Consider the following 25,234-nt stretch of genomic DNA (forward strand, 5'->3'; position numbering starts at 1 on the left):
GAAGCGTCACGGGGTCTCGGCACAGCGCAAGCCCTGCTTCACCCCGCCGGCCGCCGGCAGCCCGGGTCAGCACCGGCCCGCATGAGGCGCATCGCCGCGCGCGGCACCGCAATCGTTCTCACGGCGGCGTGACATGCCCCCTGTGAAGTGCCCCGCGCACGTGCTACCGCTTGCGCCAGGGAATGGCTGCCTGGCCAGAATGGCCGGTCCGGGAAGGGAGAATGCGCGTCATCGACGGGCTTCAGCACATGTCGCATGCCGATGCGCCCGCCGCGCATCCGGTACCTGTCTCGGAACTGGTCACCGGCATTGCGCGCGACTGGCCGACGGAGCGGCTGACCCTCGGCGACTTGATGGAAGCTCTCGGCGCGCGCGGCTACGGCGTTCTGATCGTGCTGTTCGCCCTGCCCAACCTGCTGCCGGTCTACATCCCCGGTCTCAGCCCGATCTTCGGCGTGCCGCTGATGATCATCTGCGCACAGCTCGCCTGCGGCCTGCCGACACCGAAGCTGCCGGCGCTGCTCACCCGCCGCTCGATGCGCCGTGCAGACCTGCGGCTCATCGCCTTGAAGGCGTTGCCCTGGCTGCAGCGGGTCGAACGCTACGTGAAGCCGCGCCCCTCCTGGCTCACCACCCGGACCGGGGAGCGGATGATGGGCGCCTATGGCGTGGTGCTCGCCGCCATCGTCTGCGTGCCGCTGCCCTTCACCAATGGTCCGCCCTCCCTGGCCTGCCTGATCATGGCAATCGGGCTGATGGAGGAGGATACCCGCACCATCCTGGGCGGTGCATTATTCGGCGTTTTCAGCATCTTCGTCGGGCTGTCGATCATCGGCAGCGTTGGCTGGATGCTGGCGGCCGGCTTCGCCTGGCTCTTCGGCCTCGGGTGACCTTATACCGCAAATGCACGCCATGAGCCCGGAACACATGCCGGGCGAGGACAGCGCCCCGATCTCCCGCATCGTGGCGGAGGTGGCGGCTGCCTTCCCGGGCGAACGCATCAGCCTGGGCGAGATGGCGGAGGCCTTCGGCGACCGCGCCTTCGGCCTGCTGCTGCTGCTGTTGCTGCTGCCCGGCCTGCTGCCCGGCATGGCCAGCGTCTTCGGCACGCCACTGCTGATCCTCGGCGTGCAGATGGGGCTCGGCCTGCGCGTGCCGAAGCTGCCCGGCATCCTGGCGCGGCAGACCATCAAGCGGTCCGACCTGCTGCGCCTCGCTTCCGCCTCCTCCAAGGGCCTGGGGCGGATCGAACGCTATGTGAGGCCGCGGCCGGGCTTCTTCACCTCGCCCCTCGGCGAACGGATCATTGGCTGGCTGACGGCCTACGTCGCGTTGATGCTGATCCTGCCGGGGCCGGGCACCAACGGGCCGCCGGCCTTCGGCAACATCGTCATGGCGCTCGGCCTGATCGAGCATGACAGCACCGTCACCTTCTGGGGCGTGGTGCTGACCATCGCGGGCTGCATCTTCGCCACCGTCGTGCTGTGCGTGCTCGGCTGGCTGGGCATGCAGGCGCTGGGCTGGATGTTCTAGAAGGCCCGATTGTGCGGCTCCGCCGCGGGCCCGATTGTGCGGCTCCGCCGCGGGGTGGTAACACATCTTCATGCGCCGGTGGCCCGCAAGGGCTGAAACGGGAACGCGCGAAGGCCAGGCGGCGCAATCCGCCGGGCCACGTCCGCGGCTGCCCCCGCAACTGTAGGTGGAGAGACTGTCTCCCTGACGCCATTGGGTCCATCGGGCCCGAGAAGGCGGGGACAGGATTTCGGGAGGCTTCCTCCCGGACCCTCCACGAGCCAGGAGACCGGCCGGCGCAGAGACGTCACGCGCGTGCCGGGCGGGGTGCACCGGCGCAACGGAACGACAGGCCACCGGCGGGCATGCCCCGCCGGCGTCCGCTCGTCTCCGCCTGCGGCGACGACGCCAGCCGCCGCGCTGCCTGCAAGGGTGGCGTGGCTTGTCGTCTGATCGCACGGAGGAAACCGATGCGAATGAATTCCACCTTCCGGGCTGCGCCCCTCGCGCTCGCCCTGCCCCTGCTGCTGTCCACCACGGCCCTGGCCCAGCCGACCCTGCCCGAGACCATCGTCACCGCGACGCGAATCCCGACGGAGGCGGAGCGCGTGCCCGCCGCCATCACCGTGCTGACCCGCGCGGATATCGAGGAACGCGGCTACCAGTCCCTCGCCGAAGCCCTGGCCACGGTGCCGGGCATGAACATGGTGCAGGGCGGCGGCCTCGGCCAGCAGGCCAGCGTCTTCATCCGCGGCACCGCCTCCCGCCACGTTCTGGTGCTGCTGGATGGCGTGCCGGTGAACGATGCCTCCGAACCGAACGGCGCCTTCAACTTCGGCAATGAACTGCTCGCCGATATCGAGCGGATCGAGGTGGTGCGCGGGCCGGGGTCTTCGTTGTATGGCTCCGGCGCCATCGGCGGCGTCATCAACCTGGTGACGCGCCGCGCGCCGGCCGGCGTGCCGGTGCAGGTCTTCGGCGACCTCGCCGGCGGCAGCCAGGGCACCGCCCGCGGCGCGCTCGGCGCGGCCGGCAGCCTGGGCGGCTGGAACTACCTGGTGGTCGGCCAGGGCCTGACCACCCAGGGCAGCGACGCCACCCCGCGCCGCATCACCGGCGACACGAAGGAAACCGAGTCGCTGCGCGCCGGCGCCGGGACCGCCCGCTTCGGCTGGGCCGGCGGCACCACCAGCATCGAGGGTATGCTGCGCTGGCGCGAGAACCGGCTGGAACTGGACAACGTCCCGAATGACGACCCGAACTACGACGGCAATGACCGCCGCTGGTTCGGCCAGCTCCGCGCCGAGACGGGCCTGTTCGACGGCGCCTGGACCACGGGGCTCCGCGCCGCCGTCACCGAGGACCGGCGCCGCTACCTGAACCTGCCGGATGGTCGCAGCAGCGGCTCGACGGACGACCTGTATCGCGGCACGCGGCAGACGCTGGACTGGGGCAATCGCGTGCGGCTCGGCGATGCCGGCCCCTTCTCCGCCGTCGGCCTCGCCTTCGGCATGACGCATGAGCATGAGAGCGTGGAGGCCAATTCCGGCTCCCCCGGCTTCCGCACCACCACCGATGCCTCCGCCAGCACCACGGCGGTACATGCCGGCATCCAGGGCCGGCTCGGGCCGCGCCTCGATCTGTCCGCCGGGCTGCGGCAGGATGTGGCGGATGACTATGACGGCTTCCTGTCCTGGCGCGCCGGAGCGGTGCTGGCGCTGCCGGAGGTTTCCTCCCGCGTTCGGGCCTCGGCCGGCACCGCCTTCAAGGCACCGTCGCTGTACCAGCGCTTCGGCCGCATCGGCAGCTTCTTCCAGGGCAATCCGAATCTGGAAGCGGAGGACAGCTTCGCCTGGGAAGTCGGCGCCGAAACCGACCTGCCGTTGTTCGGCCGCAGCGATGGCGTGACGGCCAGCGCCACCTACTTCAACACGCGCACCAACAACCTGATCAACTTCAACCGCAGCTTCTCCAGCCTCGAGAACATCGAGGAAGCCAGCAGCCAGGGTGTCGAGCTCGGCCTGGTGGTGCGGCCGGTGCGCTGGCTGGATGCGCGGCTGGGCTGGACCATCACGGAAGCGCGGGACGAGGTGGCGGATGCGCCGCTGGCCCGCCGCCCACGCAACGTGATCAGCGCCGGCGCCCGCATCGCGCCGACGGACCGGCTGGTGATCAGCCCGGAGGTGCTGTTCACCGGCCCCTCCCCGGACACCGCCAGCTATGCCGACAGCGGCGCCTTCGTCTCGGGCGTGAACTACAACAAGTCGGGTACGGTGCTGAACCTGACGGCGTCCTACCGCGTGACCAGCGCCATCACCGCCTATGCCGAGGGCCGCAACCTGGGCAACAGCCGCTGGGAACCGGCGAACGGCTTCGTCACGCCGGGCCGCAGTCTGCTGGTGGGGACGCGCTTCGTGTTCTGAGGGGTTCGGCTTCGCGACCTGCGGCTGGCTTAGCCAGCCGAGGCCGCGAATGCGGCCCGCCGCCGATGCGGCGCGCCAGGCTGAGCGCGTGCGGCAGGGTTACGCCGCGCGTTTGCGGCGTGGCTTCTTCTCCGGCTGATCCGATGCCGGCTGGGCCTCCGCCTGGCCAGCATCGGCGACGTCCGTCGTGCCTTCCAGCGCCGACAGGAAGCGGCGGCACCAGATGCTCGCGGAACCGGCACGCACGCTGGTCCACATGCGGTTCCAGCGGTCCAGCCGCTCATCCGCCGGCATGTCCATCGCCGCATCCAGCGCCTCGGCGATGTCGTCCGGATCGAGCGGATTGACGATCAAGGCGCCATCCAGCTCCACCGCCGCGCCGGCGAAGCGCGACAGCACCAGCACGCCGGGGTCGGCCGGGTCCTGTGCCGCGACGAATTCCTTCGCCACCAGGTTCATGCCATCCCGCAGCGGCGTCACCAGGCCGATGCGCGCCATCCGCATGAAGCCGGCCAGCGTCGGCCGGGCCACGGCGCGGGTGATGTAGCGGATCGGCGCCCAGTCCGGCTCCGCCATCTGGCCGTTGATGCGGCCGACGCCCTCATCCAGTTCGCGCCGCAGCGCGCGGTACATCGCGACATCGCCGCGGCTGACAGGCGCCACCTGCAGGAAGGTGATCTTGCCGCGATGCCGCGGGAAGCGCTCCAGCATGGCGCCGAAGCCGGCGATGCGCTGCGGCAGGCCCTTGGTATAGTCCAGGCGATCAACACCGATGGCCAGCGAGCGGCCGCCGAGCGAATCGCGCAGCCGCACCACCTCCTTCGCATTGGCGCGCTGCGCCGCCAGCTTGGCGAAGCCGGTGGCATCGATGCCGATGGCGAAGGCGCCGACGCGCATCGCGACGTCGCCCTTGCCGATGGCGATCAGCGCGGCGCGCAGGTTCTCGGCATCGTCCTCGGTCTGCGTGCCGATGGTGTCCACCGCCTCCAGCGCCTCCAGCAGCTTCTCGGCATGCGGCAGGCCGTTGAAGACGGAGCGTGGCGGGAAGGGCACGTGCAGGAAGAAGCCGATGCGCTGCTTGCAGCCCAGCGCCCGCAGATCCGCCGCCATCAGGAACAGGTGGAAATCGTGGATCCAGACCGTGTCATCCGGCTGCAGCAGCGGCGCCAGCGCCTGGGCGAAGGCCAGGTTCGTGCGCTGGTAGCCGGCGAAGTCGCGCCGGTCGAAGCGCGCGATGCCCAGGCGGTAATGCAGTACCGGCCACAGCGCGGCGTTGGAGAAGCCCTGGTAGAAATGCTTGTAGTCGTCATGGCCGAGATCGAGCGTCGCGAAGGTGGTGCGGCCATGCCTGGCCAGCGCCGCCTCGGTGCCCGTCTCCGCCGCGGTCTTGCCGGACCAGCCGAACCAGACCGCCTCGCGGTTGGCCAGCGCGTCCTTCATGGCGACCGCGAGGCCACCCGCCGTGGCGCCACCCTCCTTCGGGTCGGGCACGCGGTTGGCGACGATGACAAGCCGGCTCATGCCGCCGCACCGCGCGCGTAATGCCGGTCCATCTCCGCCAGCCAGTCGCGGAACACCGGCGGCGTGCCGAACACGTCCTGCAGCCGCAGCCCCATGCCGCCGGCGGCGCGCGCTACCGCCATGCCGGCCTCGTCCGTCACGTCGTCGCCGACGAAGACCGGCAGGCGCCCGGCGAAGGGGCGCCGCGCCATCAGGCTGGTCACCGCCGTGCCCTTGGAGACGCCGCGCGGCGTCACCTCCCACGCCATGCGGGCGGGCAGCAGCGCGAAGGCGTCCGGCGCCTCCGCCACCAGCGATTCGAGCAGCGTGCGGGCGACCGGGCCGGCCTCGGGGGACTGGCGGTAATGCAGCACGAAGCCATGCGCCTTGTCCTCGATGAAGGCGCCCGGGAAGCTCTCGACCAGCGTGGCGAGCCTTACGCGCCAGGCGGCGGGCGGCGAGGGTAGCGCGGGTTCCTCGAGCGGCCCCTGCGGCTGCGGGCGCAGCACGGCGCCGTGGCTGCCGACCTTCGCGATGGCGACCGGAAGGAAATGGTCCAGTTCCGCCAGCGGACGGCCGGAGATGACGGCGAGCGCGCCATCCAGGCGGCCGGACAGCCGCTCCAGCAATTCCGGCAGATCCGGGGGAACGATGATGGCGTCAGGCCGCTCCGCGATCTCCACGAGGGTGCCGTCGAAGTCGAGGAAAAGCGCCGCGCGTTCGGGCGGGTTGGGTAAATCCTGCATGCCTCAGCTTAACACGATGAAGGCGTATCGGTTGCCACCGCGTCACGCGATCGTGAGCCCAATCTCGGGGGGCTGCGTCATGGTGTTGCCATGTTAGCCTCGATGCGGAAAACGACAGGAACCGCCAGATGCCGGACGCACCGCGCACCACCATCAGCCGGGCGGAGGATGCCAGCTTCGAAACCGGGCTGCGCAGCTTCTTCGCCTATCGCGACCTCGGTGTGCGGGCGGCGACGGGCGGGGCCTTCGGCGCGCATGTGATCCGCGCCGTGCCCGGCAGCGGCGCCGCGCCGCAGTGGCACACACATGAAGTGGGCTTTCAGCTTGTCTATGTGCTGCGCGGCTGGGTGACCTTCACCTATGAGGATATCGGCGAGGTCACCTTCCGCCCCGGCGATAGCGTGCTGCAGCCGCCCCTGGTGCGGCATGTGGAGGTGGCGCATTCCGAGGATCTGGAGCTGCTGGAGATCACCAGCCCGGCCGAATTCCCGACCCGCACGGTCGAGGCCCCCAGTTCCCCCTGATCCGGTTCTGCGCTATCCTGCGCGCCGCGCGGGCGTGGTGGAACTGGTAGACGCGCCGGACTCAAAATCCGGTTCCGAGAGGAGTGTCGGTTCGATTCCGACCGCCCGCACCACTTTTTCCGGCGCGATGGCGCCCGCCCACCCATCGCGGGTGCGTTTCCGCCCCGCGCCAGCGCGCCACTTTTCCCGGACGCGACGCCGTCCGCCGATCCACCACTTGGCCGTGCTCGCCCGATCCCGGACGATCAGGCCTGGCGCGGCAGCCAGCTCGGCGCGTCGCCGCCCAGCAGCGGGGTCGGCCGGTCCCAGCGAGGCTGCGTCCCGGACATCCGCAGCACGGGGCCGAGCGTCAGCAGATCCCCATGCACCCCCTCCTCCCGCACCTGCAACGGCGCCAGCTCGGCTTCGCTGAGGGCTTCCGGCGCTGCGGCGAAGTCCTGCAGCTGGCCCTGGCGCTGCACCAGCATGGCCGATTGGCAGAGCGAGACATGCACCTGCCAGCTGCCGCCCTGCCGCGCCCGCCGCGCCAGGGCCAGCAGCGCGCCATAGGTGGCGAGGTAGCCGGTGGTGTAGTCGCAGACCGGCGCGAAGACGAGCTTCGGCTGCCCGGCGCCGATCGCCGCGCCCTGCGTCGCGCAGATGCCGGTCACCGCCTGTGCCACCTGTTCCCACCCTGCCCGGTCGGCGAAGGGGCCGCCGGCGCCGAAGCAGCTGACCGAGACCTGGATGATGCCGGGTCGCAGCCGCGCCAGCTCCTCCATCCCGAAGCCAAGCCGCGCGAGCGCACCGGGCCGGTAGCCATTGACCACCACATCCGCCTCGCGCACCAGCTTGGCGAAGCGCGCCGCGCCCGCCGCGGTCTTCAGGTCGAGGAAGCAGCTCCGCTTGCCATGGCTGGTGTCGCGCACATGCTCAGGGGTCTGCGGCAGCTCGCGCGTCGTCACCATCAGCACGTCGGCGCCGTGCTCGGCCAGGCCGCGGCTGCCAACCGGGCCGGCGAGGATGCGCGTGAGGTCCAGCACACGCACGCCGGACAGCGGCCGGTCGCCCGGGTGGAAATCCTCCGGCGGCGCCGGGCCGACCTGGGCCAGCTCCACCACCGGCCGCCCGGCCAGCCAGGCCCCCTGCGGATGGGCCAGCCATTCCTCGCGCGTCCGGATCACGCCGCCGCAGGCCTGGGCGGCGGCGATCGCATCCTCCAGTTCCTCGGCATCCCGGGCGGCCACGGCGGCGCTGACCGCCTCGGGCGTGCTCGCGCAGCCGAGCACGCCGAGCACCCGGGCGGAAAGCTCCGGCAGGTTGAGATGCGGCAGGAACCAGCGGCCATCCCGCGTGCGCCAGGGCTGCGTCACCTGCAGCATGTGCGACATCGCCTGCGGGATCGGCACGTGGCGGTACTGGCCGTCGGCCCCGCGGGCACGGGTGTAGTCAACCGTACGCAGCGTGGCGGCGGCTTCCGGCAGGTGCACGGAAATGGCCTGCCGCGCATGGCCGCGCATCTGCCAGATGTCGTTCGCCGCGACGCCGGTCGCCGCCAGCGCCCCGGAAACCGCCTGGCCGATCCGGAAGGGGGTGCGGAAGAAGGGATCCGCCCCGGTGATGCAGACCTCGCCCGCCGCCGGCTCCGGGGCATCGCGAAGGGCGAGGAGTTCCTGCAAGGCCGGGACCTTGGCGCCGGGCGAGCCGTCCATCAATCCACCTGCATGCCGGCTTCCCGGACCACCGGTGCCCACATCGCGATCTCCTGCCGGATGAAGTCCGCAAGGTAGCCAGGGCTGGTATCGGGCGGCACCAGGATGCCGAGGTCGCGGTAGCGCGCCTTCAGCTCCGGCTTGGCGAGCCAGGCGGTGGCCATCGCGGAAAGCCGCTGCACGACCGCGGGCGGCAGGTTGGCCGGGCCGGCCATGCCGTTCCAGGAATTCACCAGGTAGCCCGGCAGGGTGCGCGCGATCGGCGCGACATCGGGCAGCACCTCCAGCTTCTCGGCGGAGGAAATGCCCAGGATCCGCACGCGGCCACCGGCATGGTGCGGCAGGCCGGCCTGGACATTGTCGATCACCGCATCCACCCGGCCGCCGAGCACATCGGCCCAGGCCGGGCCGCTGCCGCGATAGGGCACGTGCAGCATCTTCATGCCGGCCTTCATGCGCAGCAATTCCCCCGCCATGTGGCCGGAGGTGCCGTTGCCGGCGGAGGCATAGGTCAGGTCGTCACCCTTGCGCGCGACGAACTCCTCCATGGTGCGGATCGGGCTTTCGGTCCGCACGGCGACCACCACGGGCTGCAGCGACAGCAGCGCGATGGGGGTGAAGTCGGCCAGCGGGTCGAAGGGCAGCCGGCGATACAGCGTGGGGTTCACGCCATGCGTGCTGATCGCGATGGTGCCGATGGTGTGGCCATCCGGCGTGGCGCGAGCCAGGGTCTGCGCGCCGATATTGCCGCCCGCGCCGGGGCGGTTCTCGATCACGAAGCCCGGGCCGTCCTCGCTGCCCGCCTGCGCGAAGACGATGCGGGCCACCACGTCGGCGCCGCCACTCGGCGCGAAGGGCACGATCACCGAGACAGGACGGGACGGGTAGCTGCTCTGGGCGCCCGCCGGCGCCGCGCGCCCGATGGCAAGCCCGGCCATGGGCAGGAGCAGCGCGCTGCGCCGCGAAAGCTGGACCATGGTTTCTCTCCCTCATCTTCCTGCCGCCGATCTTCCCCCGGGCGGCTTCATGTCTTCAAATACCGATTGAGACTGACATCATGAGGTAGGATTATGATCCTGACGCCGCGGGAGATGGACCTGTTCCGCCACGTGATGGAGCTGGGCACGGTCACGGCAGCGGCGGAGACTGCCCATGTCAGCCAGCCCGCCGTCAGCAAGACGCTGCAGCAGGCGGAGGCCCGGCTCGGCTTCCGGCTGTTCCTGCGGCAGCGCAAGCGCCTGCTGCCGACGGCGGAGGCGCAGGCACTGTTCCCCGAGGTCATGGGCGCGCTGGCCGCCATCGACCTGGTGCAGCGCCTGGGCCGGGACCTGCGGGAGGGCCGCTCCGGCCTGCTGACCCTCGCCGTCACGCCGACCCTGGCGCATGGCCTGGTCCCGGCCAGCATCCACCGCTTCCGGCAGGCGCATCCCCAGGTTTCCGTCTCGATGCGCGCGGGCACGGCGACGGAGGTGATCCGGCTGGTGGTGGACCACCGTGTCGATCTTGGCCTGGTGATGGGGCCGGTGGGCGATTCCCGCGTGCTGGTGCGCGACCTGCAGCAGGCGGAGCTCGGCTGCGTGCTGCCGCCGGGCCATCCGCTGGCCGCCAAGGCGGCGCTGACGGCGGCGGATCTGGCGGAGCAGACGCTGATCTCGGTGGCGCCGCACCAGCCCGTGCGGGTGTTGCTGCAGCGCGCCTTCGAGGAGGCGGGCATGCCGCTGACGGTGGCGCTGGAGGCCTCCCAATCCTCCATCGCCTGCGCCCTGGCCCAGGCGGGCGCCGGCATCGCCGTGCTGGACGGCTTCGCGCTGATGGGTGCCCGCGAGCAGGGGCTGGAGACGCGGCCGTTCCGGCCTGCGGTGCCCATGCAGGCCCGGCTGCTGCAATCCCGCCGCCGCGCGCTTTCGCGCCAGGCGCAATCCTATGCGCGCATGCTGTCGGCGGGCTGAGCCGGCAGGCGGCCGTGACTTGACCTGCAGCAAGGCGGCGCGGCGCCCAAGGCACCATATTTCCCGGCTTTCAGGACCAAGGCCGAAGGGAGGAACAGGCCATGCTCGACCGTCCGATCGCCGAGATCATCCAGGACCAGCAACCCCTGACCCTGCCGCCGGATGCCAGCCTGGCGGATGCCTGCCGGGCGATGCACCGGCGCCGGGTCGGTGCCGTGCTGGTGGTGCGGGACCAGGACCTGCTGGAGGGCATCTTCACCGGCCGCGATGCCGTGCGCTGCCTGGCGGAGGGGCGTGACCCCGCAACCAGGCTGGCGGCGGTGATGACCCGCGGGCCGGCGACGCTGACGCCCGAACACAGCGCCAGCGACGCGCTGCGGCTGATGCATGATGGCGGCTTCCGACATGTTCCGGTGTGCGAGAACGGGCATCTGCGCGGGATCCTCGCCCGCTCCGATTTCCGCGCCAAGGAATATGCGCGGCAGGAGGAGGAGGACCGCTTCTTCGAGAGTCTGCGCTGAAAGACCTGTCTGGCAAGACCGGTGGATGAGGGTTTGCGAGGGACTCTTCGCCCTCGCAACGCCCCGAACCGACCTGCCGGCCTTCTCAAACGGTCTCCGACGCGAGCCGCGATCACGAGCGCGTCACCACCTGCGCCATATCAAGGCTCGCGCCCGCCCGCTGCGACCATATGTCGTGCAGCAGATGGAGGATGCGCCATGATCGACGCGATAGCCTTGCGTCAGGCGGAGCCCGTGCGCCAGGCGGAACCGGTTCGCCAGCTGGAGCCTGTGACGCTCGCCCCGCATGATAGTGTTGCGGAGGCCTGCCGCGTCATGCAGCGCAGCAACGCCACCGCGGTCCTGATCGTCGGCGCAGGGGAACGCCTGCTCGGCATCTTCACCGGGCGCGACGCGGTACGCTGCATGGCCGAGGGCTGCGATCCGCAACAGACCCGGCTGGAGTGGGAGATGACGCGGGGCCCCGTCACCGTGCCGCCCGGCCTGCCGATGCCGGAGGTGCTCCGGATCTTCCAGCAGGCCGGAATCCGCCACCTTCCGGTCTGCACGGACGGCCAGCTGCGCGGGGTTCTGCGGCGGGAGGATGACGCCGCGGGCTGACCCGGAGGGGCGATTTCGCCCCGGCGGGAAAGGCACTAGCCTGGGCGCATGATCAGGATCGCCCCGCGCGGCTGCCCGTCCGCCACCCCCCGCAGCGCATGAGACGCCTCGGCCGGTGGTTGCGCCAGGGTCTGCTGCTCGCGCTGCTGGCGCCGCCGCTGCTGATCCTGGCCTACCGCTTCATCCCGCCACCGGTGACGCCGCTGATGCTGATCCGCGCCGTGCAGGGCCACGCGATGCAGCGCGACTGGGTACCCTATGCGGCGATGGCGCCCGCCCTGGCGCGATCCGTGATCGCATCCGAGGACAACCTGTTCTGCCGCCAGGCGCTGGGCTTCGATTTCGGCGCGCTGCGCGAACAGGCGCAGGCCTGGTGGGACGGCGACCGGCCGCGCGGCGCCAGCACCATCACCATGCAGACGGCGAAGAACCTGCTGCTGTGGCCGGGGCGCGATCCGCTGCGCAAGGCGGTTGAGGCCTGGCTGACACCGCAGGTCGCGCTGCTGTGGCCGCGGCAGCGGGTGCTGGAAGTCTACCTCAACATCGTCGAATTCGGCCCCGGCGTTTATGGCGCCGAAGCTGCGGCACAGGCCTTCTTCGACAAGCCGGCGGCGCGGCTGACGCAGCGCGAGGCGGCGCTGCTCGCGGCCGTGCTGCCAAGCCCGCTGAACTGGTCCGCCGCGGCGCCGACGGCGAATTTGCGCCAGCGCGCAGCCAACATCGAACGCCGCGTGGCGCAGCTTGGTCCGCTGCTGGATTGCGCGGCCCCTAGTTGAGAATCGATCGCAATTCCAACACGCTGTCGCGACCGCCGCGCTGGACAAGCAGGCCGGTTCGGGCGATGAGGCGCGCTTGCCTGATCGCCCCCCTCCGCCCGGAGCCTGTTCCTCATGACGTCCCCGGTTTTCGACCGAATCGCCGAGATCATCGCCGAGAATAGCGAAGTGGCGCATGAAGACATCACGCCGGGCGCGCATGTCATCAACGATCTGGGAATCGACAGCCTGGATTTCCTCGACATCGTCTTCGCCATCGACAAGGCCTTTGGCATCAAGGTGCCGGTCGAGACCTGGACGCAGGAAGTCAACGCCGGCACCGCCCCGGCCGAGCAGTACTTCGTCATGGGCAATCTGGCCCAGCGGATCGAGGAACTGGTGGCGGCCAAGCAGGCCAAGGGCTGAACCGGGGTTCACGGGCAGGGTCGCGGGACAGACGCCATGCGGCTGGAATATTTCCAGATGGTCGATCGCGTGGTGACGCTGGGCGCCGACCACATCTCGGTTGAAAGCCAGGTGCCGGAGACCAGCCCGGTCTTCGAAGGGCATTTCCCCGGCTATCCCATCGTCCCCGGCGTGCTGCTGGTGGAGACCATGGCGCAGACCGCCGGCTGGCTGCTGCTGGCGCTGGAACGGATGGAACGGATGCCCTTCCTGCTGAAGGTCAACGGCGCCAATTTCCGCGGCTTCGTCGGCCCCGGCGCAAAGCTGGTGGTGGAGGCGAAACGTACCCATGACGGCTCCGGCTACGCGGTGGCCGAAGCCCGCATCCTGTCCGAGGGCAAGCGCGTGGCCGATGCCGAGATCACCTTCCGCATCATGCCCTTCCCCGCCGAGGCGCTGCGCGAGGCGATGACCGCCACCGCCAGCCGTATCGGCCTCCCGGGTCATTCCGGCGCGGGTCAGGCCTGAGATGAGCGGCGCCGACATCTGGATCACCGGCATCGGCCTGGTCTCCGCCCATGGCGAGGGCCGCGCGGCACATCTGGCGGCGCTGGCGGGCGACACCCCCACACCGCTGGATGCGGACAGCCACGCCCCCTTCCCGCTGCACCCCGCGCCCGCGCTGGAGCTCGACCGGCAGATCCCGAAGAAGGGCGACCAGCGGCAGATGGAGCCCTGGCAGCGCCTCGGCACCTATGCCGCCGGGCTGGCGCTGGACGATGCCGGGGCGCGGTCCCTGGTGGCCGAGATGGACCTGATCGTCGCCGCCGGCGGCGGTGAACGCGACCTGGCGCTGGATGAAAGCGTGCTGGCGGCACTCGCCGGGCTGCCGCCGGCGGAGGCCGCGACGCAGTTGAACGCGCTGCTGGCCGGCGGGCTGCGGCCGACGCTGTTCCTGGCGCAGCTTTCGAACCTGCTGGCCGGCAACATCTCCATCGTCCACGGCGTCACCGGCGCCTCCCGCACCTTCATGGGCGAGGAACAGGCCGGCGCGGATGCGGTGCGGATCGCCACCGCCCGGCTCGCGGAAGGCCGCGGCCAGGCGGCGCTGGTCGGCGGCGGCTTCGTCGCCGCACGCTGGGACCTGATGGTGCTGTACCATTCGGCCGGGCTGCTGCGGCAGGGCGGCTTTGCGCCGGTCTTCACCCGCGATGATGCGCCGGGTGCCATTCCCGGCACGCTCGCCGCCTTCCTGGTGCTGGAGAATGCCGCCAGCGCCCGCGCCCGCGGCGCCCGTGGCCTGGCGCGCATCACGGGCGTAGCTTGTGAGCAGGCGCGGCGCGATGGGCAGGATGGCAGCGCCGCCGCCGCGGCGCGCGCCTTCGCCCGCCTGGCACTGCCGGACGGGCCGCTGACGGTGCTGTCGGGCGCCACCGGCGTCGCCGGCCCCACCGCGGTGGAACGCGACTTTCTCGCCGGCCTCGGCCGCGACATCACGCTGCGCTCTGCCGGCAGCCGCCTCGGCTGGGGGGTGGAAGCGACCTTCCCGGCGAGCCTGGCGCTCGGCGCGCTGATGCTGGCGGAGGGCGTGCAGCCGCCGTCGCTGGAGCCCGCCGAAGCGCCGATGGCCGCGCCGGCGCAGGATCTTCTGGTGACCGGCTTCGGCGCCTGGCGCGGCGAGGCGCTGGCCCATCTGCGCGCGATCCCGGCGGAGGAGCAGCCGTGAAGCACGTTGATTCCCGCGGCCGCCCGATCGTCGCCGTCACCGGTATCGGCCTGGTCACGCCGCTCGGCTTCGGCGTCGCGGCAAACTGGGCGGCGCTGCTGGCCGGCACCTCCGGCATCCGCCGCATCACCCGCTTCCCGACCGACCACCTGCGCACCACCATCGCCGGCACCGTGGACCTGCCGGAGGAGGCAGAGGGCCAGGTGCTGACCGCCACGCCCCGCGTCGCCCGCATGGCGGCAATGGCGGCGGAGGAGGCGCTGTCGGAAGCCGGCCTCGGCGGCGGCGCCTTCCCCGGCCCGCTGATGCTCGGCATGCCGCCGGTCGAGCTGGAATGGCCGCACCGTTTCGAACTCGCCCGCCGCGCGGCGCCGGAGCCCGCCACCTACAAGGCGCTGACGCTGGCGGCCACCGGCTGGCCGGAGCTTTATGAAACGGCCGCCTTCCAGACGGTCGGCGAGACGCTGGCCGCCCGCTTCGGCACGCGCGGATCGCCCGTCGCCGTCACCACCGCCTGCGCCACCGGCGCGTCGGCCATCCAGCTCGGCGTCGAGGCGATCCAGCGCGGGGAGACGGAGGCCGCACTCGCCATCGGCGCCGATGGCACGGTGCAGCCGGAAGCGCTGATCCGCTTCTCCCTGCTCTCCGCGCTGTCCACCCGCAACGACGACCCGACCGGCGCCTCCCGCCCCTTCGAGAAGAACCGCGGCGGCTTCGTGATGAGCGAGGGCGCCGCCTGCCTGGTGCTGGAAAGCCTGGCCCATGCGCGCGCCCGCGGCGCCCGCATCCTCGGCGTGGTGCGCGGCGCCGGCGAGAAATCGGACAGTTTCCACCGCACCCGCTCCAACCCGAATGGCAGCGCGGTGATCCAGGCCATGCGCAACGCCATCGAGGATGCGGGGCTGGTGCCGGGCGACATCTCCTACGTCAACGCCCATGGCACCGGCACGCCGGAGAACGACAAGATGGAGAACCTGGCGATGCGCGCCGTGTTCGGAGAGGATGCGCCGCCGATTTCCTCCAACAAGTCGATGATCGGCCACACGCTTTCGGCCTCCGGCGCCATCGAGGCGGCGTTCAGCCTGCTGGCGATCCGCGACCAGATGCTGCCGCCCACCATCAACCATGTGGAGCCGGACCCGGCGATCACGCTGGATGTGGTGCCGAATACCTGCCGGGCGGCGAAGGTCGAGCATGTGCTGTCGAACAGCTTCGGCTTCGGCGGCCAGAATGTGTGTCTCGTGCTGAGTGGGGAGCCTTCCTGATGCGCGCGCTGCGCCTGCATGGCGACCGCGACCTGCGGCTTGAAGACATCGACGCGCCACCGCCGCCGGCGGAGGGCGAGGTGCAGCTGCGCATCCGCGCCATCTCGCTCAACCATATCGATGTCTGGGGCTGGCGCGGCATGGCCTTCGCGCAGCGCACGCTGCCGCTGGCCGTGGGCGCGGAGGCCTCGGGTGAGGTCGTGGCCGTCGGCGCCGGCGTCGAGGGTTGGAAGCCCGGCGATCGCGCGGTTCCCTATGGCGCCCGCACCTGCGGCCATTGCGCCGCCTGCCGCGAGGGCCGCGACAATTTCTGCGAGAACGTCTCGGGCGTCGCCGGCTTCCATGTGGACGGGTTCGCCCGGGAGCTCGCCAATGTGCACGCGCGGCTGCTGGTGCGCGTGCCGGATAAGGTGCCCTTCGAGGAAGCCGCCTGCGCCACCGTCACCTTCGGCACGGTCGAGCACATGCTGTTCGACAACGCGCAGCTCAAGCCGGGCGAGACCATCCTGATCCAGGCCGCGGGCTCGGGCATCGGCTCCATCGCCATCCGCGTCGCCAAAGCCCTGGGCTGCACCGTGATCGCGACGGCGGGCGATGACGAGAAATGCGCCAAGGCGCAGGCGCTCGGCGCCGATCATGTGGTGAACTACACGGACAAGAACTTCTCCACGGTTGCCCGCCGCGTGACGGGCAAGCGCGGCGTGGATGTGGTGTTCGAGCATGTCGGCGCCAGCACCTGGGCCGGTTCGCTGCTGTCGCTGCGCACGGGCGGGCGGCTGGTGACCTGCGGCAGCACCTCCGGCGTCTCGGCCGAGACCAACCTGATGATGATCTTCCAGCGCCAGCTCCGCATCTTCGGCAGCTTCGGCTGCGCCATCCGCAATGTGGGCGACGCGCTGGGCAAGATGTCGCAGGGCATCCTGCCGGTGCTGGATACGGTGGTGCCGCTGGAGCGTTTTACCGAGGGGCTGGAACGGCTGGAATCGCGCCGGGTCTTCGGCAAGATCGTGGTGAAGTTCTGAGTTTTCCCGAAAGGCGATGAAGGCAGCCCTGAAACGCGCCGGGGATGAAACGCTGGCCGCCCTGATCCGCGGTGGCTTCGCCATGGTGCGCGCGCTGGGGCCGGACCGCGCCGGGCGCATCGGCGCCGCGGTAGCGCGGACCCTGGGCCCACTGACTTCCGCCAACCGCATCGCGCGCGAGAACATCGACGCGGCCTTCCCGGAAAAGCCCGCCGCCGAACGCGCCGCGATCCTGCGCGAAAGCTGGGAAAACCTCGGCCGCACCGCCAGCGAATACGTCCATCTTGGCGATCTCTGGGATTTCGATCCGGAGAACCCGAACACCGGCCGCATCCTGCTTGATGCCGAAAGCATGGCGCGCTTCGAACGGCTGCGGGATGACGGCAAGCCCGCCATCATCTTCGCCGCGCATCTGGCGAATTGGGAACTGCCCGCCGTCGCCGCGCTACGCCACGGCCTGCCGGCCGCCGCCCTGTACCGCACGCCGAACAACGCCGCCGTGGCGCGCGACATCCTGGCGCTGCGGAAGGGGGTGATGGGCTCGCTGATCCCCGCCGGCCCCGCCGCGCCGATCCGCATGATGGAGGCGCTGGATGAGGGCCTGCATCTCGGCATGCTGGTGGACCAGCGCTTCGGCCGCGGCCCGAAGATCCGCTTCTTCGGGCGGGAGGCGACGGCCATCCCGATCCTGGCCCGCCTCGCGCGGCGCTTCGACTGCCCGATCCATGGCGCGCGCGCCATCCGCCTGCCCGGCGGTCGCTTCCGGCTGGAACTGACGGAGGCGGTGGACCTCGTGCGGGATGCCAAGGGCCAGATCGACATCCAGGCCGCGACGCAGCAGGTCAACGACATCGTCGAGGGCTGGGTGCGGGAGCATCCCGGCCAGTGGCTGTGGCAGCACCGCCGCTGGCGGATGTAGCCTGCGGCTGATCAAGCCAGCGGCAGCGTCCGGTACAGCGCGACCCGCAGCCCGCCATGCGGCACCGGCGCGGTGTTCGGCAGGAAGGGCAGCCGCGTCGCCTGCGCCAGCTTCGGCTCGCTGGTCACCATCCCCACCCGCCAGCCCGCGAAACGCCGCAGCATCGCCTGGCCGAAGGCGGCATAGAGCGGTGCGAGGTCCGTCCCCTCCCCCATCCGGCTGCCATAGGGCGGGTTGACGATGACCAGGCCCGGCGGGCCTTCCGGCGGTGTCAGCTCGCTGATCGGCGCCTGGGCGAAATCCGTGATCTCCGCGACGCCGGCACGTTCCGCATTGGCGCGGCTCATCGCGATGGCGCCCGCATCCCGGTCCCGGCCGTAGCAGCGCGCCGCGGGCACGCGCTGGCTGCGCACCGCGCGCATTGCCGCCCAGGCCTCCGCATCGAAGCTGGCGAGGTGTTCGAAGGCGAAGGTGCGGGACCGGCCGGGGTTCAGCCTCGCGGCGATCTCGGCCGCCTCGATGACGAAGGTGCCGGCGCCGCACATCGGGTCGACCACCGGCTCCGTGCCCTCATAGCCGCATTGGCGCAGGAACAGCGCGGCCATCGTCTCCCGCAACGGGGCCGGGTTCAGCGCCTGCTTGTAGCCGCGCTTGTGCAACGGCTCGCCGGAAGTATCGACGCTGATGGTGCACTGGTCGTTTTCCAGCCGCACCATCACCAGCACGCCGTCCTCGGCCTGCTTCGCTCCCAGCGTCTCCCGGATCGCGGTCTCGATTCGCTGCGCCGCGGCGCCGGAGTGATAGATGCGCGACCCGGCGCAGCTTGCCTCCACCCGGAACGGCACATCGGCGCGCAGCACCCCGGCCCAGTCCACGCGCCGCGCCTTGGCGTCCAGCTGCGCCAGGTGCACCGCCCGGAAGCTGTCGATGCGCGCCAGCACCCGGCCCGCGCCGCGCACCCACAGATTGGCGCGCCACACCTCGGGCCAGCCGCCCTCGATCGTCACGCCGCCCGGCACCGCCTTAGGGCGGCGGAAACCCTTGGTGCGCACCTCCTCGAACAGCAGGGGCTCCAGCCCCGGCGCGGTGGCGAGGAAGATCTCGAAGGCCTCGGTCATGCCATATCCCAGGGGTCGCGACCCGCGCCCGAACGGGCGTCGCGCCATCTGGCGCGGCGCCAAGCGCGCGCCGGCCTGTGCCGGCGCGTAGTGGCGGATCGGTCACGATCCGCGGGATCTCAATTCAGACGTTGAAGCGGAACAGCAGCACGTCGCCGTCCTTCACCACGTATTCCTTGCCCTCGACCCGCATCTTGCCGGCCTCCTTGGCACCCTGCTCGCCGCCGAGCGCCACGTAGTCGTCGAAGGCGGTGGTCTCGCAGGCAATGAAGCCGCGCTCGAAATCGCCATGGATCACGCCGGCGGCCGCCGGCGCCTTGGTGCCGCGGGTGATCGTCCAGGCCCGCGTTTCCTTCGGACCCACGGTGAAATAGGTGATCAGGCCGAGCAATTCGTAGCCGGCGCGGATGATGCGATCCAACCCGCTATCGGCCAGGCCCAGGCTCTCCAGGAAATCGGCCCGGTCGGCTTCCGGCATCTGGCTGATCTCGGCCTCGATGGCGGCGGAGACGATCACCGCCTTGGCGCCCTGCGCCTTCGCCATGGCGAAGACCTTCTCCGCATGCGCGTTGCCGGTTGCGGCGGAGCCTTCCTCCACGTTGCAGACGTACAGCACCGGCTTGCTGGTCATCAGCTGCAGCCGGCGCACCGCCTCCTCCTCCCCCTTCGGGATGGCGGTGCGGGCGGCGCGGCCCTCGGTCAGCGCGGCCAGGATCGGCTCGATCAGGCTGAGCTGCGCGCTGGCTTCCTTGTCGCCGCCGCGGGCGCGCTTGTTCAGGCCGTAGGCGCGCTTCTCCAGGCTGTCGAGGTCGGCGAGCATCAGCTCCGTCTCGACCGTCTCGGCGTCCCGCACCGGGTCCACGTTGCCCTCGACATGGGTGACGTCGTCATCCTCGAAGCAGCGCAGGACATGGACGATGGCGTCCACCTCCCGGATATTCGCCAGGAACTGGTTGCCCAGCCCCTCCCCCTTCGAGGCGCCGCGCACCAGGCCGGCGATGTCGACGAATTCCAGGCCGGTCGGCATGATCTTCTGGGATTTGCCAATCTTCGCCAGCACGCCGAGGCGCGGGTCAGGCACGGCGACCCGGCCGACATTCGGCTCGATCGTGCAGAACGGGTAATTCGCCGCCTGGGCCGCCGCGGTCTGCGTCAGCGCGTTGAACAGGGTGGATTTGCCGACATTGGGCAGGCCGACGATGCCGCAGTTGAAACCCATGGGGAGTATCCGTTCAGGAGGAGGCGGCGTCTGGCGCAATATTCGGTCTGACCAGGTTCGTCAGACCGGATTTCCTGCGCCAGTTTTTCTTTTCTAGGCAGGATTCGTCCGTCCGGACGAATCCTGGGCGAGCAGTGCGCAGAGATCGGTAGCGAGGGTGGAGGCGGCAATCCGCGCGGCCGCGTCATCCGTGCGGAAATCGAGCGCCGCGCTGCGCAGGAAGGGCGCCAGGGTGGCGGGCGGCAGGCCGACCTTCCTGGCCGCTTCCGCGATGCGCGCCGCCTGTTCCGCGGGTGCGCGGGATTCGGCCAGCAGGGCGGCGGCATCCAGCGCCAGCGCGGCGCGCAGCGCGGCCTCGCCCGCCGTGTGCAGCACCATGCGCTGGCGTCGGATGTCAGAGACCGGCTCGCCACCCGCCACGCCGGGCGGGTTGGGCGCGGCGGTGGCGCGCAGCGCGGCGGCGGCCTGCGCCAGGCCCTGCGCTTCGCGGATCAGCCCGGCAGCGAGGGCAGCGGCGCCATTGGCGAAATCCTCGGGACCCGGGCCGCCGAAACCGCCATCGAACACGCTGTCATCTTCCATGCCGCTCATCGGTCATCCTTCCTGCGTCAGCAGCGCCACGCGCGTCATGAAGGCCTCGTGCTGGCCCTCCGCCAGCAGCGGCGCGGCATCCGCCACCGCGTCCAGCAGCGGCTCCACCCAGGTGTCCACCTTGGCGAAATTGCCCAGCACATGGCCGGTGACCCGGTCCTTGTGGCCGGGATGGCCGATGCCGAGACGCACCCGCCAGAAATCCGCGTTGCCGAAGGCGCGCTGCATATCCCGCAGCCCGTTGTGGCCGGCGGTGCCGCCGCCCTTCTTCACCCGCAGCTTGCCGGGCGCCAGGTCCAGCTCGTCGTGGAAGGCGCAGATATCGGCGGTGCCGAGCTTCAGGAAGGCGGCGGCCTGCTGCACGGATTCGCCGCTGGCATTCATGTAGGTCTCTGGCTTGAGGGCCAGGATCTTCTGGCCGCCGAGGTTGCCCTCCGCGACCAGGCCCTTGAAGCGCTTGCGCCAGGCGGTGAAGCCGTGGCGCCGGGCGATGGCATCCATCGCCATGAAGCCGATGTTGTGGCGCTGCCGCGCATGTTCCTGCCCCGGATTCCCAAGGCCGACCCAAAGCAGCGCCACCGCAGCGGACCCCTTTCAGATTGCGCGACTGATCGTCGCGCCCCCCCAACCAACCCTCTCCCCCGTCGGGGGAGAGGGCTTTGTCCCGGAAGACTACTTCTTCTTGGCGGGCGCGGCCGGGGCGGCGGCGGCGGCCGGCTTGGCAGCAGCCTTGGCCGGCGCCTTGCCCTTGCCCTTGACCGGCTCCGGCGCGGCAACCACGACCGGTGCCAGTTCCTCATCCACCGTCGGCGCGGCGATGGAGGCGATCATGAAGTCGCGGCCGGCGATGCCGGGGCGCGCACCCTGATGATCCTTGATGGAGGACCAGCGCAGGCCGTCACCGATCTTGGCCTCGGCCAGGTCGATCTCGAAGTGGTCCGGCACCTTGTCGGTCTCGGCCAGCACTTCAACCTCGCGGCGGACCACGTTCAGCACGCCACCGGCCTTGATGCCGACCGAGGTTTCCTCGTTCTGGAACACCACCGGCACGCGGACGCGGATACGCGCACCGGGGGCCACGCGCTGGAAGTCGATGTGGATGGGGCGATCCGTCACCGGGTGGAACTGCACCTCGCGCATGATGGTGCGCTCGGTCGGGCCGTCCTTCACGACGACCTCGTACAGGTGCGACTGCCAGCCGCCCTTGGTGAGTTCCTTCATGATGTCGCGCGGGTCGAAGGCCACCAGCGTCGCCGCCTGCTTCGCACCATACACCACACCGGGGACCAGCCCCTCCCGCCGGGTCGCACGCGCTGCCCCCTTACCTGCATCTGCGCGCGCCACGGCTTCGATCCGCACTGTCTGGACCATTGCCAGGCTCCTTCAAGAATGATGCGCCCACTTCCCTTGCCGAACGAACCGGCGGGGCGGGCGCAAAGAAAATGCGCCGGCCTCCAGGGGTGCCGACGCAGCAGGGACGCCTAGCCGATGCGGGGGGGCGAAGCAAGGGCGAAGGGGGTTTTCGCCCCCTCCGCCCGCGAGCCTCAACCGGTCTGCTGGATCGCCGACAGGCGCCAGGACTCACCCGGGAAGCGGGTATAGGTGAGGATCTCGGTGACCACCTGCGGCTCCGTCGGATGGCCCTCGACCACCTTGCCGGAGGCGTCGGTGGTGACGTCCACGATGGAGTAGCGCATCGCCACCGTCGCGTAGTGCTGGCCGTTCTCCTGCCAGGCCTCGGACAGGTCGCCGGCTTCAAGCTTCGTGCCGCTGGTGGTGTTGGTCCAGCCGCGGGCGCGCAGGTCCTTGAGGTCCTGGGCGAAGTAGTTGGTCATCTCCGAGGTGGACAGGCGGCGCAGCGCCTCCAGGTCCTGGCGCGACCAGGCATCGTTCACCGCCTGCAGGTTCTGCTCGAATTCCTGATAGTCGGATTCGACGATCTGCAGCGGCGCGGTGGCCACCTCCGGCGCGGCCGGCGCCGGCATCGGGCCAGCCGCGGCGGCCCTGCCGCCCATCATCGGCCGCGGGTTCGCATCACCCTGCATGTCACGCGCATGGACATTGGGCGGGCCACCGGCCGTGGCTTCCCGGCGGCTGCGGAACATCCGCATCACCAGCCAGATCACGCCGCCGATCAGCGCCACCTGCAGCAGCAGGCCGAGGATGGAGGCGAAGCCGCCCAGGCCGCCGAACAGGCCGGCGCCGAGGAACATGCCGATCAGCCCGGCGCCCAGAAGGCCGCCCATCAGGCCGGAGCGCATGCCGCCGCGCGCCGCCGTGGCGCCGGCCGCGGCCGTGCCAGCGGTGGCCGCGCCGGTGGTGGCGGCAGCCGGACCGGTCTGGGTGCGCTGGAACTGCGTCGCCCCGCCCGGGGAGGTGCTGGTCGAAGGCGGCGCCTGGTAGGTGCGGGTGCCACGGCTGCCGGAGGAGAAGCCCCCGCCGCGGCGCGCTTCGGCCAGGGCTGGGGCGAGCGCCAGGGCCACGACGGCGATGGCGGCCATGAAGGATGCTTTGCGGCGCATTGGGGCTCCGTGACTCCGGTCTGGGTTTCCTCGCTGTAATATAGGGCTTCGCCGGCGAATTGCGATGCCCCCCGCTTGAGCCACCTCCTGGTCCGGCCGATCAGGCTTCCAGGGGCAGTTCCAGCGCCAGCAGCAACCCGCCCTGCGGCGCCGTCTCGATGCGCAGCCGGCCGCAATGCAGCTCCGCGATGCGCTGCGCGGCGGCGATGCCCAGCCCCGAGCCCTCCAGCCCCCGGCCGAGCCAGGCGGTCGGCGCCAGGGGCGCACGCAGGTCGGCCAGCGCCGCCTCGGTCATCTCGAGCCCCGGGCAGATGAGGCGGATGCTGTACAGCCCGTCCTCCGCCACGCATTCGATCTGGATGCTCATGCCGGGCGTGGCGCGGCGAGCGATCTCCCGCAATCCGCAGGCCAGCGCCTCCGCCACCAGCGCCGGATCGGCGCGCAGGCTGGGCGCATGGTCCACCTCCGGCGCGAAGGCCCGGACCCGCTGCCGCTCCATCACCGGCCCGGCCAGGGCGATGGCCGCCTGTGCCATGCGGCCCAGCGCCATCGGCCGTACCGGCAGGCTATGGGTGCCGCCATCCAGCCGGGCGAACAGCGTCGCATCCTCCAGCAAGGAGAGCAGATGCTCCGCCGCCTCATCCATGTCGCGCAGCCAGTCGAGCCTGGCGGACCCTCCGCCGCCGGCTTCCGCATCACGCCGCAGCAGGCCGGCGAAGCCGGAGACGATGCCGATCGGCGTGCGGAACTCATGGTTCATCGCCGCCAGGAACCCGGCCTTGGCCTGCGCCGCCGCCTCGGCCCGCGCCTGGGCCCGGCGGGCCTCGGCCTCGGCCTGCTCCGCCCGCTGCCGCGCCGTCACCAACCCCTGCTCGTAGCGGCGATAGACGGTGGCATCGAACAGCGAGGTCCGCACCAGGGCGTCGCCGCCTTCCGCCAGAAGCTGCGAATGGGCCAGCACGGGCAGACGCTGGCCGGCGGCGCAGGCCAGTTCCAGCGCCACCGCCTCCACCGCCCCGCCGGCCCGCAGCCGCGGCGCGTGCCGCGTCTCGTGCATGATCCGGCCGGGCGGGGTCAGCAGGTCACGGAAGCGCCCGGCGAGCAGGCCGGTACGGGGCTTGCCGATCCAGCGTTGCAGGGTGCGGTTGGCGCGGACCATGGCGCCGTCCTGGATGCGCCAGGAGACGTAGCCGCAGGGTGCGTCCTCGTAGAAATCCTCGATGCTCTCGGCCAGGGCCGCCTGCGGCATGTTCAGATCAGGCATGGCTGGCCCGGATCGGCCAGGAAGCTGCGGATCGCTGCCACGGTTTCCTCCGGCGCCGAAAGATGCGGGCAATGGCCCGAGACCTCCAGCGTCACCAGCACCGCATCGGGCAGTTGCGCGCTGACGAAGGCGCCGACGCTGGGCGGGGCGATGGAATCATCCCGGCATTGCAGCACCAGGGTCCGCGTCGGTACCCGCGCCAGATCGGCGCGATTGTCGGAGGTGAAGGTGGTGCGGGCGAAGCCGACCGCCACAGCGGGGTCCATCCGGCAGAACCGCCCGGCCATCTCCTCGGCCAGTTCCGGCCGGTCCGGATTGCCCGCGACGGCCGGTGCCATGGCGGCCGCCCAGCCATCCTGGTCCGCCTGCAGCAGGCCGAGCAGGGCCTCGATGTCCTCCGCCGAGAAGCCGCCGACATAGTCGCCATCGTCGATGTAGCGGGGGGACGGGTTCAGCAGCACCAGCTTCGCGAAATGCGCCGGCGCCTTGGCCGCGGCCAGCACGCCGATGCTGGCGCTGACGGAATGGCCGACATAAACCAGTTGCTCCGGCCCCAGCGCCTGGCAGATCCCGAGGACATCCTCGGCATAGCCGTCCAGCCTGCCATGGCGGCGCGCATCATAGGGCGCGGTGGCATCGCCGGCGCCGACATGGTCGAACAGGATCACCTCATGGTCCCGCGCCAGCAGCGGCGCGACCAGTCGCCAGATCGTCTGGTCGCAGCCGAAGCCGTGCGCAAAAAGCAGGCGCGTGGGTCCGCCACCCAGGCGTCGAACATTGTGCAGCGTGAGGGTGTCAGGGTTGGGCAAGAAGCAGGCTCCGGTAGAGACGGCCACCCGGCCGCCTCGGCGCGTTTCCATCAATCATGTTGTGGAAAGCTTAATGATGGGCCCGTCGCCACTGCACGAAGGCTTGTGCTCGGCCACCGCCGCGTCTGCCTCGCCTTCGCCGCGACCTCCGGC

The 25,234-nt window shown here is 71.0% G+C and carries 26 protein-coding genes, 1 tRNA gene and 1 riboswitch; of the genes, 15 read left to right on the forward strand and 12 right to left on the reverse strand.

What is annotated here, in order from left to right:
* Window positions 1-221: 221 nt before the first annotated feature.
* The 3 genes from HB662_RS17175 to HB662_RS17185 all read left to right on the forward strand — a co-directional run bounded on the left by HB662_RS17175 (window position 222) and on the right by HB662_RS17185 (window position 3,935).
* Window positions 222-890, forward strand: a complete 669-nt coding sequence (locus HB662_RS17175) for an exopolysaccharide biosynthesis protein (protein WP_168051050.1) — start codon at window positions 222-224, stop codon at window positions 888-890.
* A 22-nt stretch (window positions 891-912) separates the two neighbouring features.
* Entirely contained in the window at window positions 913-1,533 is a 621-nt protein-coding gene (locus HB662_RS17180; protein WP_245185708.1) for an exopolysaccharide biosynthesis protein, read from the forward strand.
* Window positions 1,534-1,592: 59 nt separating this feature from the next.
* Window positions 1,593-1,824, forward strand: a riboswitch (cobalamin riboswitch).
* 164 nt (window positions 1,825-1,988) lie between these two features.
* Window positions 1,989-3,935, forward strand: a complete 1,947-nt coding sequence (locus tag HB662_RS17185) for a TonB-dependent receptor plug domain-containing protein (protein WP_168051052.1) — start codon at window positions 1,989-1,991, stop codon at window positions 3,933-3,935.
* 99 nt (window positions 3,936-4,034) lie between these two features.
* Here the strand turns inward: HB662_RS17185 and HB662_RS17190 are convergent, their stop codons facing one another.
* A complete protein-coding gene (locus HB662_RS17190) occupies window positions 4,035-5,456 on the reverse strand; it encodes an alpha,alpha-trehalose-phosphate synthase (UDP-forming) (protein WP_168051053.1) in 1,422 nt (473 codons plus the stop codon).
* Window positions 5,453-6,181 carry a trehalose-phosphatase gene (otsB, locus tag HB662_RS17195; protein ID WP_168051054.1) on the reverse strand — a complete coding sequence of 243 codons (729 nt, stop codon included), beginning with the start codon at window positions 6,179-6,181 and terminating at the stop codon, window positions 5,453-5,455. Before otsB ends, HB662_RS17190 begins: the two co-directional genes overlap by 4 nt.
* Before the next feature lie 128 nt (window positions 6,182-6,309).
* On the opposite strand from otsB, the gene HB662_RS17200 reads away from it, so the two are divergent.
* Window positions 6,310-6,705, forward strand: coding sequence for a cupin domain-containing protein (locus tag HB662_RS17200; protein WP_168051055.1), 396 nt, complete (start codon window positions 6,310-6,312; stop codon window positions 6,703-6,705).
* A 28-nt stretch (window positions 6,706-6,733) separates the two neighbouring features.
* A tRNA-Leu gene (locus tag HB662_RS17205) sits at window positions 6,734-6,818 on the forward strand.
* A gap of 132 nt (window positions 6,819-6,950) precedes the next feature.
* Here the strand turns inward: HB662_RS17205 and HB662_RS17210 are convergent.
* Window positions 6,951-8,396 carry a CoA transferase gene (locus HB662_RS17210; protein ID WP_168051056.1) on the reverse strand — a complete coding sequence of 482 codons (1,446 nt, stop codon included), beginning with the start codon at window positions 8,394-8,396 and terminating at the stop codon, window positions 6,951-6,953.
* Entirely contained in the window at window positions 8,396-9,373 is a 978-nt protein-coding gene (locus HB662_RS17215) for a Bug family tripartite tricarboxylate transporter substrate binding protein (protein WP_168051057.1), read from the reverse strand. The genes HB662_RS17210 and HB662_RS17215 overlap by 1 nt, the downstream gene beginning before the upstream one ends.
* A 93-nt stretch (window positions 9,374-9,466) precedes the next feature.
* On the opposite strand from HB662_RS17215, the gene HB662_RS17220 reads away from it, so the two are divergent.
* From HB662_RS17220 to HB662_RS17265, 10 genes are all read left to right on the forward strand, one after another.
* A complete protein-coding gene (locus HB662_RS17220) occupies window positions 9,467-10,345 on the forward strand; it encodes a LysR family transcriptional regulator (RefSeq protein ID WP_168051058.1) in 879 nt (292 codons plus the stop codon).
* Between the two features lie 101 nt (window positions 10,346-10,446).
* Complete coding sequence (locus tag HB662_RS17225; protein ID WP_168051059.1) at window positions 10,447-10,866, forward strand: CBS domain-containing protein; 420 nt, start codon at window positions 10,447-10,449, stop codon at window positions 10,864-10,866.
* A 198-nt stretch (window positions 10,867-11,064) separates the two neighbouring features.
* Window positions 11,065-11,466: a CBS domain-containing protein gene (locus HB662_RS17230; protein WP_168051060.1), complete on the forward strand. Its 402-nt coding sequence runs from the start codon at window positions 11,065-11,067 to the stop codon at window positions 11,464-11,466.
* Window positions 11,467-11,564: 98 nt separating this feature from the next.
* Entirely contained in the window at window positions 11,565-12,242 is a 678-nt protein-coding gene (gene mtgA / locus HB662_RS17235) for a monofunctional biosynthetic peptidoglycan transglycosylase (RefSeq protein WP_168051061.1), read from the forward strand.
* Between the two features lie 114 nt (window positions 12,243-12,356).
* On the forward strand, window positions 12,357-12,647 hold the full coding sequence (locus HB662_RS17240) for an acyl carrier protein (protein WP_168051062.1): 291 nt from the start codon (window positions 12,357-12,359) through the stop codon (window positions 12,645-12,647).
* A gap of 36 nt (window positions 12,648-12,683) precedes the next feature.
* Window positions 12,684-13,154, forward strand: a complete 471-nt coding sequence (locus HB662_RS17245; protein ID WP_168051063.1) for a 3-hydroxyacyl-ACP dehydratase FabZ family protein — start codon at window positions 12,684-12,686, stop codon at window positions 13,152-13,154.
* A gap of 1 nt (window position 13,155) precedes the next feature.
* The gene (locus HB662_RS17250; RefSeq protein ID WP_168051064.1) at window positions 13,156-14,352 is read left to right on the forward strand and encodes a beta-ketoacyl-ACP synthase; all 1,197 of its coding nucleotides are present in this window, start codon (window positions 13,156-13,158) and stop codon (window positions 14,350-14,352) included.
* Complete coding sequence (locus HB662_RS17255) at window positions 14,349-15,617, forward strand: beta-ketoacyl-ACP synthase (protein ID WP_168051065.1); 1,269 nt, start codon at window positions 14,349-14,351, stop codon at window positions 15,615-15,617. Before HB662_RS17250 ends, HB662_RS17255 begins: the two co-directional genes overlap by 4 nt.
* Window positions 15,617-16,639, forward strand: coding sequence for a zinc-binding dehydrogenase (locus HB662_RS17260; protein ID WP_168051066.1), 1,023 nt, complete (start codon window positions 15,617-15,619; stop codon window positions 16,637-16,639). Before HB662_RS17255 ends, HB662_RS17260 begins: the two co-directional genes overlap by 1 nt.
* 16 nt (window positions 16,640-16,655) lie before the next feature.
* Entirely contained in the window at window positions 16,656-17,558 is a 903-nt protein-coding gene (locus HB662_RS17265; protein WP_168051067.1) for a lipid A biosynthesis lauroyl acyltransferase, read from the forward strand.
* 11 nt (window positions 17,559-17,569) lie between these two features.
* Here the strand turns inward: HB662_RS17265 and HB662_RS17270 are convergent, their stop codons facing one another.
* The 8 genes from HB662_RS17270 to HB662_RS17305 form a co-directional block, all read right to left on the reverse strand.
* Complete coding sequence (locus tag HB662_RS17270; protein ID WP_168051068.1) at window positions 17,570-18,676, reverse strand: THUMP domain-containing class I SAM-dependent RNA methyltransferase; 1,107 nt, start codon at window positions 18,674-18,676, stop codon at window positions 17,570-17,572.
* A gap of 124 nt (window positions 18,677-18,800) precedes the next feature.
* On the reverse strand, window positions 18,801-19,895 hold the full coding sequence (gene ychF, locus HB662_RS17275; RefSeq protein ID WP_168051069.1) for a redox-regulated ATPase YchF: 1,095 nt from the start codon (window positions 19,893-19,895) through the stop codon (window positions 18,801-18,803).
* A 93-nt stretch (window positions 19,896-19,988) separates the two neighbouring features.
* The gene (locus HB662_RS17280) at window positions 19,989-20,486 is read right to left on the reverse strand and encodes a hypothetical protein (protein WP_168051070.1); all 498 of its coding nucleotides are present in this window, start codon (window positions 20,484-20,486) and stop codon (window positions 19,989-19,991) included.
* A gap of 3 nt (window positions 20,487-20,489) precedes the next feature.
* Complete coding sequence (gene pth, locus HB662_RS17285; RefSeq protein WP_168051806.1) at window positions 20,490-21,059, reverse strand: aminoacyl-tRNA hydrolase; 570 nt, start codon at window positions 21,057-21,059, stop codon at window positions 20,490-20,492.
* A gap of 99 nt (window positions 21,060-21,158) precedes the next feature.
* Window positions 21,159-21,857, reverse strand: a complete 699-nt coding sequence (locus tag HB662_RS17290) for a 50S ribosomal protein L25/general stress protein Ctc (protein WP_168051071.1) — start codon at window positions 21,855-21,857, stop codon at window positions 21,159-21,161.
* Between the two features lie 173 nt (window positions 21,858-22,030).
* The gene (locus HB662_RS17295) at window positions 22,031-23,008 is read right to left on the reverse strand and encodes a Tim44 domain-containing protein (protein WP_168051072.1); all 978 of its coding nucleotides are present in this window, start codon (window positions 23,006-23,008) and stop codon (window positions 22,031-22,033) included.
* A gap of 100 nt (window positions 23,009-23,108) precedes the next feature.
* Window positions 23,109-24,272, reverse strand: coding sequence for a sensor histidine kinase (locus HB662_RS29750; protein WP_168051073.1), 1,164 nt, complete (start codon window positions 24,270-24,272; stop codon window positions 23,109-23,111).
* A complete protein-coding gene (locus tag HB662_RS17305; protein WP_209443346.1) occupies window positions 24,260-25,081 on the reverse strand; it encodes an alpha/beta fold hydrolase in 822 nt (273 codons plus the stop codon). Before HB662_RS17305 ends, HB662_RS29750 begins: the two co-directional genes overlap by 13 nt.
* Window positions 25,082-25,234: the final 153 nt, after the last annotated feature.

The sequence above is a fragment of the Falsiroseomonas frigidaquae genome (assembly GCF_012163145.1).
GTDB lineage: Bacteria > Pseudomonadota > Alphaproteobacteria > Acetobacterales > Acetobacteraceae > Falsiroseomonas > Falsiroseomonas frigidaquae.